The 12874-nt window shown below is 32.6% G+C and carries 10 protein-coding genes; 9 read left to right on the top strand and 1 reads right to left on the bottom strand.

Annotated features, from left to right (window positions below; translation table 11 throughout):
* Window positions 1–27 precede the first annotated feature (27 nt).
* From J2Y60_RS23545 to J2Y60_RS23575, 7 genes are all read left to right on the top strand, one after another.
* Window positions 28–1134: a glycosyltransferase gene (locus J2Y60_RS23545; RefSeq protein ID WP_309924402.1), complete on the top strand. Its 1107-nt coding sequence runs from the start codon at window positions 28–30 to the stop codon at window positions 1132–1134.
* Between the two features lie 58 nt (window positions 1135–1192).
* Window positions 1193–2266: a glycosyltransferase family 4 protein gene (locus tag J2Y60_RS23550; RefSeq protein ID WP_309924404.1), complete on the top strand. Its 1074-nt coding sequence runs from the start codon at window positions 1193–1195 to the stop codon at window positions 2264–2266.
* A gap of 78 nt (window positions 2267–2344) precedes the next feature.
* On the top strand, window positions 2345–3088 hold the full coding sequence (locus J2Y60_RS23555) for a WecB/TagA/CpsF family glycosyltransferase (protein ID WP_309924406.1): 744 nt from the start codon (window positions 2345–2347) through the stop codon (window positions 3086–3088).
* Window positions 3089–3116: 28 nt separating this feature from the next.
* Window positions 3117–4058, top strand: a complete 942-nt coding sequence (locus tag J2Y60_RS23560) for a GDP-L-fucose synthase (protein WP_309924408.1) — start codon at window positions 3117–3119, stop codon at window positions 4056–4058.
* Between the two features lie 120 nt (window positions 4059–4178).
* A complete protein-coding gene (gene gmd / locus J2Y60_RS23565; protein WP_309924410.1) occupies window positions 4179–5243 on the top strand; it encodes a GDP-mannose 4,6-dehydratase in 1065 nt (354 codons plus the stop codon).
* 786 nt (window positions 5244–6029) lie between these two features.
* Complete coding sequence (locus tag J2Y60_RS23570; RefSeq protein WP_309924412.1) at window positions 6030–7424, top strand: undecaprenyl-phosphate glucose phosphotransferase; 1395 nt, start codon at window positions 6030–6032, stop codon at window positions 7422–7424.
* A gap of 358 nt (window positions 7425–7782) precedes the next feature.
* Window positions 7783–9174, top strand: a complete 1392-nt coding sequence (locus J2Y60_RS23575; RefSeq protein WP_309924414.1) for an undecaprenyl-phosphate glucose phosphotransferase — start codon at window positions 7783–7785, stop codon at window positions 9172–9174.
* Window positions 9175–9280: 106 nt separating this feature from the next.
* Here the strand turns inward: J2Y60_RS23575 and J2Y60_RS23580 are convergent, their stop codons facing one another.
* Entirely contained in the window at window positions 9281–10021 is a 741-nt protein-coding gene (locus J2Y60_RS23580) for a CpsB/CapC family capsule biosynthesis tyrosine phosphatase (RefSeq protein WP_309924416.1), read from the bottom strand.
* A 375-nt stretch (window positions 10022–10396) separates the two neighbouring features.
* Here J2Y60_RS23580 and fucP point away from each other — a divergent pair, with 375 nt between their 5' ends.
* Both fucP and J2Y60_RS23590 read left to right on the top strand, forming a co-directional pair.
* Window positions 10397–11638, top strand: a complete 1242-nt coding sequence (fucP, locus tag J2Y60_RS23585) for an L-fucose:H+ symporter permease (protein WP_309924418.1) — start codon at window positions 10397–10399, stop codon at window positions 11636–11638.
* 115 nt (window positions 11639–11753) lie between these two features.
* Entirely contained in the window at window positions 11754–12779 is a 1026-nt protein-coding gene (locus J2Y60_RS23590; RefSeq protein ID WP_309924421.1) for a zinc-binding alcohol dehydrogenase family protein, read from the top strand.
* Window positions 12780–12874 lie beyond the last annotated feature (95 nt).

Genomic DNA, 12874 nt, shown 5'->3' on the forward strand with positions numbered 1-12874 from the left:
TCATTTTAAGATATTAATTAAATTCAGATGAAGAAAAAAATACTTTTTTTAGCGCCAGGGCTTGTAGTTGGTGGGGCAGAGAAGTTTTTGGTATCGTTAATGAATCGCTTGGATAAAGAACAATTTGATATTGTTTTGGCTGTTTTGAGCGATAATAATCCGTTACTTAATCAAGTAGAAAGTGGTATTCCTGTTAAGGTATATTCGCGTAAATCAAAATTTGATGTTTCACCTATCTTTGAACTTAGAAGCTTATTAAAAGAAATAAAACCTGATATCGTATTTTGCTTAGGTTTATTCCCTTTTTTCTTCCTTCAATTAGCTAGCTTTTTGATAGGTTCAACTTTTAGAAAATTGATTTCTTACCATTCTACTGTATATCATACCAAGAAAGATGATAGATTGGCCAGAATGTATTTTAAAATGATTGATAAGTATACTCATGTTATTCCTGTTTCAGAAAATCAACGTGAGTACACAATAGATAGATTTGGAGTGCCGAGTAATATATTTACAACCATCCATAATGGGGTAGATGTTGATTTTTGGACTAACTGTCCTTCTCAAACAATAAGAGAAGAAACAAGATTAAAATATGACATACCTTTAGATGCAAAAGTTGTTGTACAAACTGCTGCTTTCAGACCCGAAAAAAATCATGTAGCGGCTTTAAAAGCATTACATGTAATTAATACCAAAGAGAATGCAGAGAAACTTTACCTTTTGTTAGTAGGCGATGGGCAATGTAGAAAACTTATTGAGGATACCATAGATGAGTTGAAACTTCAACCTTATGTTAGACTTGCAGGAATTCAAAGAGATGTTCGTCCTTTTTATTGGTGTGCCGACTTCTTTTCATTAACATCTTATAGTATCGAGACGTTCTCAATAGCTGCCTTAGAAGCAATGTCGACAGGTTTACCTTGTGCATTAACAGATATCGGAGGTGCCAATGAAATGATTGTATCGGGTAAAAATGGGCTATTATGTTCGCCAGATTACCAAAGTATTGCAGAGGTTTGGGAGCAAATGATGAATACATCCTACAATCCTATCGATATAAGAAGCTATATTCAATCAAGATTTAGCGAAAAAGGTATGGTAGATGCCTATACGCGGTTCTTTAAAAGCTAATAAAAATAACTTTATCTATTATCTCAAATTTATCATTTTATAAATTAGTAAATTCACTATGAGTGTTATCATTACAGCTCCAAGCTTAGATCCCAATTTAAATGTTAGTGGCGTTTCTTCTGTCGCTAAATTTATTATTGATAACAACAAGGCCTACAAATACTTTCATTTAGAACTTGGTAAACGCGATAATGAAACAAGAGGCTTAGGGTGGGGCTTACGTATTCTAAAAGCTTTAGTTACACTTTTTATACAACTACTTACGGGTAAAGCAAACATTGTTCACTTTAATTATGCCCTAAGCAAACCCTCGATTATTCGTGATACTCCTTTTATTTTTGTTACTAGATTATTTAACGTTAAACTGATAATACATTTACATGGAGGTGAATTTTTAATGAAAGAAAATCCTCCACAATGGATTAAACGTTATTTAGAATACGTATTAAATGGAAATGAGAGTAAGATTGTGCTGAGTGAATTAGAAAAACAGGTTGTTGAAGCAAAGTTTAAGGCTAAAAATGTATTTGTTTTACCCAATTGTGTAGATTTAGGGGAAGCTCAAAGTTTTCAAAAAATCATCAATAATACCAGTCCTTTAAAGGTATTGTTTATGGGAAGAATAACCATAAGTAAAGGAATAGAGCAAATTGTAGATGCCTTTAAACTACTAAAGAATGAAGGGATTGCTGTCGAATTTAGTTGTGCAGGAAAAGGACCTGAGGCTGATATATTTATTGGTGAAATGACTAAGATTTTAGGGGATAAATTTATTTATAATGGTGTAGTGAAAGGTGCGGGCAAGATAGACCTCCTAAAAAAATGTGATGTTTTTATCCTTCCTTCATTGTTTGGCGAAGGTCTGCCAATGGCATTATTAGAAGCAATGTCTTTTGGACTAGTACCTATTGTGACAGATGATGGTTCAATGAAGTTTACAGTTGATGATAAAAAATCAGGCTTTGTGGTAGCTAAAGAATCTCCGGAAGAAATTATGCAGGCTATAAAGAGTTTAGCAAATGACCGTAGCCAGCTCGGGAATATGTCTCAAGAAGCGCAAAAAAATATTTTTACTAATTATAACCCTGAAGTATATATTCAAAAACTAGATCGGTTATATGAGGGAAAATGATGAATTTTTAACTAATAACTATACTAGGAAATAGTGCTCATCAACCCTAATAAAACCTAAGTAAATCGGAAAAGAGTTATGGCTCAACAAAAACTTATTAGCATTAATATATCCTTAGGTAGCTATCAGCAGATTGTTGCTGATATCATCTCTTTGGCTAAAAAAAGATACTCTTCTTACGTATGTGTAGCCAATGTTCACATGTGTATTGAAGCATATAATTCTAAGGAGTTTGCAAATATCGTTAATTCAGCAGACATTGTTACTGCGGACGGTAAGCCTTTGTGTGTAGGCTTAAAACTGATTAATGGAATAGACCAAGAGAGAGTAGCAGGAATGGATTTAACTCCATCTCTTTTGAAAGAAGCAGAATTGAATAATATTAAAGTATTTTTGTATGGTTCAACGGATGAAGTGCTTGATAAAATACAAAAAGTAGCAAAAGAAAAATACCCTAATTTAGCAATTGTCGGAGCGATTTCCCCACCATTCAGAGTATTATCAGAGGCAGAAATAGCCAATGATGTTAATACCATCAATGATAGTGGCGCTGGACTTATTTTGGTAGCTCTTGGTTGTCCTAAGCAAGAAAGGTGGATGTATAGCATGAAAGGTAAAATACAAGGTGTCATGGTAGGAGTAGGAGGAGCATTCCCTGTGTTTGCAGGCATACAACCAAGAGCGCCTAAATGGATGCAAGATTACAGCCTTGAATGGTTACATCGTTTATCACAAGACCCGAAAAGACTTTTTAAAAGGTATTTTGTGACTAACTCCCTTTTTATCTCTCTCCTTATTAAGGAAAAATTACGTACTATATAATTTTAAACAACATATTGGTATTCAATAAATGGAAAAACACTCCAAAATATATATAGCAGGTCATCGAGGAATGGTGGGTTCTGCTATTCTAAGAAAATTACAAAATGAAGGTTATGAAAATTTTGTATTGAAAACGTCTAAAGAGTTAGACCTGAGAGACCAACAAAAAGTAGCAGAATTTTTTGAAGTAGAAAAACCTGATTATGTTTTTTTAGCGGCTGCTAAAGTAGGAGGTATCGTTGCCAATAATACTTATCGTGCAGATTTCTTGTATGAAAACTTAGCGATTCAAAATAATATCATTCATAGTGCCTTTGTTAACAAAGTAACGAAGCTAATGTTCTTAGGATCTTCATGTATTTATCCTAAACTAGCTCCTCAGCCGCTTAAAGAAGAATACCTACTTACTGGCCTTTTGGAACAAACCAATGAACCTTATGCCATTGCTAAAATTGCAGGTATCAAAATGTGCGAAGCTTACCGTGCTCAATACGGATGTGATTTTATTTCAGTAATGCCTACTAATTTGTATGGTCCGAATGATAACTATGATTTACAAAACTCTCACGTGTTGCCTGCCATGATTCGTAAGTTTTATGAAGCAAAGGAAAATGGTGTTGAGCAAGTAATTTTATGGGGTTCTGGGTCTCCTATGAGAGAGTTTTTATATGCTGATGATTTAGCAGCAGCCTGTGTATATTTAATGGAGAATTATTCTGAGCCAGAGTTAATCAATGTGGGTACAGGAATAGATGTTACTATTAAAGAGTTGGCTAATACCGTAAAAGACATCGTAGGCTTTGAAGGTGAAATCGTTTGGGATAGCTCTAAACCAGATGGTACACCAAGAAAATTGATGGATGTATCTAAATTGAATGGTAAAGGCTGGAGACATACCATAGAATTGAAAGAGGGAATCGGTTTAGCCTATCAGGATTTCTTGGAAAACCATGCAAAACTAAGATTATAGATTGTATAAATTATGGTTGTTGATAAGATGCAACAACACTCAACATATATCTTAAAAATACTTTAAATTTTATTTATTACTAACACTGATAAATTTATCAGTAGCATTAACACAACGATTATGAAAAAAGCCCTTATTACTGGTATAACTGGACAAGATGGAGCCTATTTGGCAGAACTACTATTATCAAAAGGATATGAAGTACACGGTATCAAACGTCGTAGTTCATTGATCAATACTGCACGTATCGATCATTTGTATGAAGATTTACACGAAGATGGTGTTAAATTCATCATGCACTATGGAGATTTGTCAGATTCAACGAACATTATCAGAATTATTCAAGAAGTACAGCCAGACGAAATATACAATTTAGGTGCAATGTCGCACGTAAAAGTTAGTTTTGATGAACCAGAATACACTGCTCAGGTAGATGGTATCGGTACATTAAGAATTCTTGAAGCCGTTCGTTTACTTGGATTAGTAGAAAAAACTAAAATTTATCAAGCTTCTACTTCAGAGCTTTATGGTTTAGTTCAAGAAGTACCTCAATCAGAAACTACTCCTTTCTATCCACGTTCTCCTTACGCTGTTGCTAAGATGTATGGTTTTTGGATTACAGTAAACTATCGTGAAGCCTACAATATGTTTGCGGTGAATGGTATCTTATTTAACCACGAATCTCCGTTAAGAGGGGAAACATTCGTTACTAGAAAAATTACTAGAGCGGTTTCTCAAATAGCATTAGGACAACAAGATAAATTGTATCTTGGAAACTTGGATGCTCAACGTGACTGGGGACATGCGAAAGATTATGTAGAAGCAATGTGGTTAATCTTACAACAAGATGTTCCTGAAGATTATGTAATTGCTACTGGTATCACAACAAGAGTTAGAGAGTTTGTTAGAATGGCATTTGCTGAATTAGGTATCGAAGTAGAGTTCTCTGGAGAAGGAGTAGACGAAATCGGTACAATTGTTTCTTGTTCAAACCCATTGTATCAAGTTGAAATAGGAAAAGTAGTTGTAAATGTTGATGCTCGTTATTTCAGACCAACTGAAGTTGAATTACTAATTGGGGATCCAACTAAATCAAAAACTAAATTAGGATGGGAGCCTAAATATGATTTACCAGCTTTAGTAAAAGATATGATGCAGTCGGATATTAAGTTATTTACAAAATAATTAGGCAGAATTTAAGACTTCTTTGTCTATATGAAGTCTTAAATTTTACTGTATTAATAGTGGAATCGCTAAAGTAATTGATAATACTATAGATACAAGATTGTTATCAATGCAGATTCCATGTAAAAATTTCTGCTGAAAAAATAATGCTCTAAGCACAGAGCAAAATTAATTAGCGTATAGAAAAACAATTGCGCTTAAGTAAGGAAGAAATGAGCAATTATTAAGTAAAGTAGCTTCTGAGCTACTTACTTAGTAATGAATAAAAGTAAATATTTTGAATAGTTAGATTCCTTGTTAGAGGAATAAATGTAGGGTGAGCTTATATTTTAACAAATATAACTAACGTACTTAGGCAAAAGTTAGTTTTTCTTTATAGAGAATAAATATAAAAAAGCCACCAATCATATAAGAATGATTGATGGCTTTTTTTCTAAGGACTTTTATCAATCTTTAAAAATTAATAAAATAAGTCAGTGCTGCCAAAAGGATAATTAATGTGATTCTTCCCCATATTTGAAGTGTGTATTTTGATTCATTGCTCATAATGTAAGGAGGTTAAGATGTGTAAAAGAATAAATGAAATGTTAATCATACCCAAAATTACAATTTTTGAGTTAAATTTATCCTAAAAGATTCATCTATTTATTAAACGGTATATGAAAGGATATTGGTTTATAAATATTCTAATATTTAATTGTTTTAAAAGTGGTATTTTAATGGTGATTTTATTATTACAAGCTAACGTTCATAATTCACTAACATCCCCCAAAAATATAAACTATTATGCCTCAAAGTATAAGTAAAGTAAACTATTTCAGGTTGTTGTCTGATATTATCTCTATTATATGTGTTTTTGTGTTTTCTTCATTCATCACAAAACCTGAATTGGAAAAAAGTGATAGTATTCTATTATTATTACTTGTAGTAGGTTGGTATTTTTCTACTAAAATTTCAAATACCTATGATGATTTTAGGACTGAAAGATATATAGGAGAGCTACTATTAATTTTTCAGAACGTATTAATACAGTCAGTAATAGCAGGGCAAGTTTTGTTTATACTGAATCGTCATGAATATACTAGAAGATTTATCTTTGCCTATATTGTGATTTTGTTGATTGTATTAATTATCAAGAATTATATTATTAAAAAAATCCTATTTTATTATCGGCAAAAAGGAGGTAATATCAAAAATGTTGTATTTGTTGGCTATAATGAAATTACTGCCAATTTAATTACGCAAATTCAGGAGAATCCTCATTATGGTTTTAGAGTAATTGGTATTATTGCCAAAGAAGAAGAAGTAAATGATATTGGTGGAAATACTTATTTAGGAGACCTAAGGAAGTTCTTGTCAATGAATGAAGATTATAAAATTGACGAAATCATTATTACTACTGATGAAATTAGTAATACTTTAATGCAAGAAGTTTTTATGGTATCAGAAAGAAGAGCCATCAGGACTAAAATTGTACCAAGCTATATTACATATTATCCAAGTAGATTACAATTCAAATTTTTTGGTAATTATCCATTGATTACGTTTAGGAGTGAGCCACTACAAGAATATCATTGGAGATTAGTAAAAAGAGTGTTTGATATTGTATTCTCGTTACTCGTATTCCTTTTTATTTTTTCTTGGCTGTTCCCAATTATTGCCATCCTAATAAAACTTGACTCTAAGGGACCAGTATTTTTTAGACAATATAGATGGGGAAAGAATAATAAAAAATTCAAGTGCTTCAAGTTTAGGTCAATGAAACCAGAGAGTAAAGATGTAACTGAGAATGGTGCATTTAACCAAGCTAAGATGAACGACCCAAGAATTACGAAATTAGGTCAGTTTTTAAGGTCATCAAGTTTGGATGAATTACCTCAATTCATCAACGTATTATTAGGGGATATGTCAATTGTAGGCCCTAGGCCACATGCCCATGAACATAATATACGTACGAAGGATGAAGTAGATAGTTATTTAGTTAGACACTGGATCAAACCTGGTATAACAGGTTGGGCACAAGTAAATGGTTTCAGAGGAGAGACAAAGACTATTGAGCAAATGGAACAAAGAGTAAAATATGATATTTGGTATATTGAAAATTGGACATTGGGATTAGACTTTAAAATTATCTTTATGACAGTCTATAATGTGATTAAAGGCGAAGATATGGCTTATTAATATCACTCCCTATAGCGTATTATTTATTAAGGCATAGTAATTATTGATAATTACTATGCCTTTTATTTTTATAAAATATTATTGTAATATTTCAATTTATTGTATTGTTTATTTTGTGAATAGGTAGTTCTAACGTAAATTTAATATCGAAGAAATACATTTGCTTAATTAGTTAATATTCAATGGGTTAAAAAATAGAGTTGAACTTGAAAATAAAAGTCAATGCTATTTATTAATAAGTAGTTCAAACAGAGCTACTATAAATATACCGTTTAATAGATTTTTTTGTGACTATCCAACATAGATTGTAAATTTGTAGCAAGGTAATTCGGTTAAATAGCACATTAAACATAAACTTATGATGAAAGACTACTTTGGAAGAGAAAATTATTATTTACGATTGCTTACTGATATTTTAGTATTAATGCTTTCATTTTACTTGACTTCAATTGTCAGTAATCGTAATAATTCTATTCACGATAGAGAGGTTTTCGTGCTTTTAGTATTGGTTTGGTATTTTTCTAGTAAAATAATCCATGTTTATGATGACTTTCGAACCCTCAAATTTATTGACGAGTTCTTATTGTTAGTGCCTGTCATTGCTATTCAAGCATTGGTATTGATTCTATTTCTATTCTTCCTTAACGATAGAGATAATGCCCGTAGATTTGTACTAGAGTATTGCGCAATGCTTTTTGTTTTTCTCTCTATTAAGAAATACCTCTTAAAAAAATCCTTTGAGTTCCTGAGAAGAAAAGGAAGAAATACACGTAATCTTTTGATTGTAGGTAGTTCAGAGATGGGAGTTTCTTTTTTTGATTTTGTTAAGAATAACACTCAATTTGGTTATAATCCTATCGGTTTTATTGATGAAACTAAATCTGTATATTTAAACGGGCTATATAAAGGAAATTTTGATGAAGTAGATAAGATTATTGTAGATAATCAGATTGATGAAATTGTAGTGGCCATGCCACAGTTTAATAAGCAACAATTAGATAAAATCATTTCTGCAGGTGAAAGAAATGCTGTAAGAACTAGAATCATTCCTGATTATTTTAGATTTAGTTCTAATAAATTTAAGATGGGGATGTTTGGGAACTTTCCCATGATTACAGTAAGGGATGAACCTTTGAATCAATTGCACTGGAGGATGATTAAAAGAATAATAGATCTCTTTTTCAGTTTAATTCTATGTATATTAATCTTTTCTTGGCTTTTCCCAATTATTGCATTACTTATACGACTAGAATCAAAAGGCAGTATTTTCTTCATTCAGGAAAGATGGGGTAAAAATAAAGAAATCATACGTTGTTTGAAATTCAGGACAATGTTTATTGAAAGTAAGGTAGTGGTAGATGGTAAGTTTCAGCAAACGACTGAAAATGACCCTAGAATTACGAAAATTGGGAGAATATTACGTAAAACCAATTTAGATGAACTACCTCAGTTTTTAAATGTAATCGGAGGGTCAATGTCAGTGGTTGGACCACGCCCGCATGCTTTACAACATAATATAGAAAGCCAAGCCCTTATTAATAATTATGCCCTCCGTAACTGGGTAAAACCTGGCGTAACTGGTTGGGCGCAAGTAAATGGCTTGAGAGGTGAAACAAAAGATTTTAGTTTGATGAGAAAAAGAGTTGTATTTGATATTTGGTATATCGAAAACTGGACTCCTTGGCTTGATTTTAAAATCGTGATTATGACAGTCTACAATATGTTCAGAGGCGAAGAAATGGCTTATTAATTAAAGTCATTCGTACAAAAAATAATCAAAAAAGGCAGTCAGAAAATAATTTCTGACTGCCTTTTTTGATATTAAAATTCTGAATGCTTTATGGTTCAAGCAAACATTAAACTTTCTCATTAAGGTGTCTTAATTTAGAAAGTTTGCTAAGAATACTTTTAGATTGTAATAATTTGTTCAGAATTCTTACATCGTCAGGTCTGTGTAAATCAGTACCCATAAACTCATAGAGATTCATATCCAACAATTTATTGGCTATCTCGTTTGCCTTAGGACCATATTGATTGACCAATGACATCAAGTTTAATTGCAAATGACATCCTAATGCTTTCAATTCTTCAAACTTAGCAAGATTTTCACTTAAGTATAAGTATCGCTCTGGATGAGCAATAATTGGACGATAGCCTTTTGTTCTTAAGTTGAAAATAATAGTTTCTAAATTAATGGGAGCAGCAACAAAAGAGAACTCCACTAATAAATATTTATCTCCGAAAGTTAATAAATTATCATTGGCTAATAGTGTTGAAAATTGTTCGTCAATTTTGTATTCTGCGCCAACTTCTATCTCAATATCTATTCCCGCTTCCACTAAGGCAGCTTTTAATCTAATTAATCCCTCATTGATGATTTCAGGGGTATTAGGATATACTTCAGCCATGATGTGTGGCGTAGTGATAATTTTAGAGAATCCTAATTCCTTTAATTTTTGAATACAAGTAATAGAGTGTTCAATACTAGAACATCCATCATCAATGCCCGGTATGAGATGCGAATGAATATCTGTACCAATAAATGAAAAATCTACTATTTTAGGAGTATCTGGTGATTTTTTAAAAAATGAAAACATATCTTTTAATTTAAGCTATAAGCTTTGCGCCATAGATAATTAAGCTATAAGCTTTTTTGTTTTAAATTTTGAGCGAAGAGTCTTATTCTGTAAGGCCTTTAATTGTTTAAAAACTTCTAATAATATTGTTGAAGTTTTAAATAAATTTCGTTTATGTGTCATAATGAGCTTATGACATATTTATTTTAGCTGTAAGTTAAACATTTATGCTAAAATACCATAAATCTTTGATAATAACGTGAATGCTATATGTTTGTAAATGTTTTTTCTTTGTATTATCAAATTATTATTGAAAAAAGAGAGTAGTTTATGATTTTTTCTACTTGTTAATGCGATTATACATGTATTAATCTTAAACTATTAACATATTTATTTATGAAAAACAGATATTTAGTACCTTTTATTTTATTGACTACTTTGTTTTTCCTTTGGGGATTTGCACACAACTTAAATCCAATATTAATTCCGCACCTTAAGAAAGCTTGTCAGCTTACAGATTTTCAATCTTCATTAATTGATGGGTCTTTTTTTATTGCATATTTTATTATGGCTATTCCAGCAGGTATGGTAATGAAGAAGTTTGGCTATAAAACTGGGATTATTGCTGGGTTACTTTTATTTGCAATAGGTGCTTTCTTATTTATTCCCGCTGCTAATACGCGTGTTTTTGCTTTTTTCTTAACAGCTCTGTTTGTGATAGCAAGTGGCTTGACTTTTTTAGAAACGGCAGCCAATCCATACATGACAGTACTTGGTGAACCCGAAGGTGCATCACAAAGATTAAACCTTGCACAATCATTTAACGGTCTGGCTGCCACGATTGCTCCTTTGTTAGGAGGATTATTTATTTTATCGGGAAATACATTAACTAGTGCAGAAACTGCCTCAATGTCGGCTGCACAAATGAGTACTTTTTTAGATGGAGAAGCTGCCACTGTAAAAATGCCTTATTTAATTATAGGTATAGTAGTATTGGTAGTAGCAATTTTATTATATAAAAGTGAGCTTCCTGAAATTACTGAAGCAGGACATGATATTGAATTGCCAACAGGAAGCCAATCTATTATGCGTCATAAACACCTAGTTTGGGGAATAACAGCTCAGTTTTTCTATGTAGGTGCACAGGTATGCGTGTCTAGTTTTTTTATTCGCTATTTAGGAAAAACTGCTAATATTGATGAAAAAACGGCTGCCAATTTTTTATCTGCTGCCTTATTTTGTTTTATGATTGGTCGCTTTATTGGTACTTTTCTGATGCGTTATATTAGCCCTAATATTCTTTTGGCATTGTATGCTTTAATCAATGTTGTGCTCTTGATAATAGTAGTTATTTATGGCGGAATGTTATCAGTATACGCTTTAATTGGCGTTGAATTCTTTATGTCGATTATGTTCCCTACTATTTTCTCGCTAAGTATTCAATCGTTAGGCAAGGAAACAAAAATAGGGTCATCATTAGTCATTATGTCTATCGTCGGAGGGGCTATTTTTCCGTTAATTATGGGTAGACTTTCTGACATGATGAGTATCCAAGTGGCATATTCTGTACCATTGGTATGCTTTTTCGTCGTGTTTTATTTCGGTTGGAAAGGGTCAGAAGTTAAGAGCCCAAGTTAACTATCTTAGCATGAAGCGAGAGTTAGCATTAATCTGTTTACAGGTTAAGGAGATATTGTATGCATTTTAGGTAATATGATTTATAATCAAGCGTAATTAAAATATATAGAAAGTAGTGAAAACAATTATTCTAAATCAACCTGGTGAGTTTCAGTTAATCTCAAGGGAAATAGATGATAAGTTGGCGGATAACGAGGCGCTTATCAAAATTCATAAAATTGGTATTTGCGGTACAGATTATCATGCTTTCAGAGGAAAACAACCTTTTTTTTCATATCCCCGAGTACTTGGTCATGAGTTGGGTGCTGAAGTGGTTGCATTAGGAAAAAATGTTGATACTGAACAATTGGTGATTGGCGATAAGGTTTCTGTTGAGCCTTATTTGAATTGCGGTACTTGTCAGGCATGTTTAAATGAAAAGCCTAATTGTTGTGAAAACCTGAAGGTAATGGGCGTACATACGGATGGAGGAATGTGTGAGTTTCTAAAGATTCCTGCGCATAAACTACACCGTTCAAAAGTGTTAGGATACGAACAGTTAGCACTCGTAGAAACCTTGGGTATTGGAGCTCATGCTGTGCAGAGAGCCAGTGTCACTAGCAATGATATTGTGTTAGTAATTGGTGCAGGGCCGATTGGTTTATCTGTAATCCAGTTTGCTAAACTTCATCAAGCTAAGATTGTGGTGATGGATTTCAACCAGCAAAGACTTGATTTTGCCAAGCAATTGTTTGATACTGATGTGTCGGTACTGGCAAAAGAAGGATTTACAGCGGATGATTTAAAAAGGGCATTAAATGGAGCTTTGCCAACAGTGATTTTTGATGCAACAGGCAATTCACAGTCTATGATGAAAGCTTTTTCTTATTTAGCTTTTGGTGGGAAATTGATTTTTGTGGGTTTATTTCAAGGAGATGTTACATTTTTTGATCCAGACTTCCATCGTAGAGAAATGACACTTTTTGCTAGTAGAAATTCTCTTCCAGCTGATTTTAAAATGATTATTAAAAACATGGAAGAAGGAAATATTCAGACACAAGCTTGGCTTACGCATGAAGCTCCTTTTGAAGAATTACCGAATGTCTTTGAATCTTGGTTAGATCCGAGTTCAAGGGTGATTAAAGCAATGTTAAGCGTGTAAGATTTCGGATTTCGGATTTCGGATTTCGGATTTCGGATTTCGGATTTCGGATTTCGGATTTCGGATTTCGGATTTCGGATTTCGGATTTCGGATT

The sequence above is a fragment of the Arcicella sp. BE140 genome (genome assembly GCF_031456255.1).
Taxonomy (GTDB): domain Bacteria; phylum Bacteroidota; class Bacteroidia; order Cytophagales; family Spirosomataceae; genus Arcicella; species Arcicella aquatica.

What these genes read in the sequence shown, in the direction of transcription:
- J2Y60_RS23545 (WP_309924402.1), top strand. Translation starts at nt 28, where the DNA reads ATGAAGAAAAAAATACTTTTTTTAGCGCCAGGGCTTGTAGTTGGTGGG.
- J2Y60_RS23550 (WP_309924404.1), top strand. Translation starts at nt 1,193, where the DNA reads ATGAGTGTTATCATTACAGCTCCAAGCTTAGATCCCAATTTAAATGTT.
- J2Y60_RS23555 (WP_309924406.1), top strand. Translation starts at nt 2,345, where the DNA reads ATGGCTCAACAAAAACTTATTAGCATTAATATATCCTTAGGTAGCTAT.
- J2Y60_RS23560 (WP_309924408.1), top strand. Translation starts at nt 3,117, where the DNA reads ATGGAAAAACACTCCAAAATATATATAGCAGGTCATCGAGGAATGGTG.
- gmd (WP_309924410.1), top strand. Translation starts at nt 4,179, where the DNA reads ATGAAAAAAGCCCTTATTACTGGTATAACTGGACAAGATGGAGCCTAT.
- J2Y60_RS23570 (WP_309924412.1), top strand. Translation starts at nt 6,030, where the DNA reads ATGCCTCAAAGTATAAGTAAAGTAAACTATTTCAGGTTGTTGTCTGAT.
- J2Y60_RS23575 (WP_309924414.1), top strand. Translation starts at nt 7,783, where the DNA reads ATGATGAAAGACTACTTTGGAAGAGAAAATTATTATTTACGATTGCTT.
- J2Y60_RS23580 (WP_309924416.1), bottom strand. Translation starts at nt 10,021, where the DNA reads ATGTTTTCATTTTTTAAAAAATCACCAGATACTCCTAAAATAGTAGAT.
- fucP (WP_309924418.1), top strand. Translation starts at nt 10,397, where the DNA reads ATGAAAAACAGATATTTAGTACCTTTTATTTTATTGACTACTTTGTTT.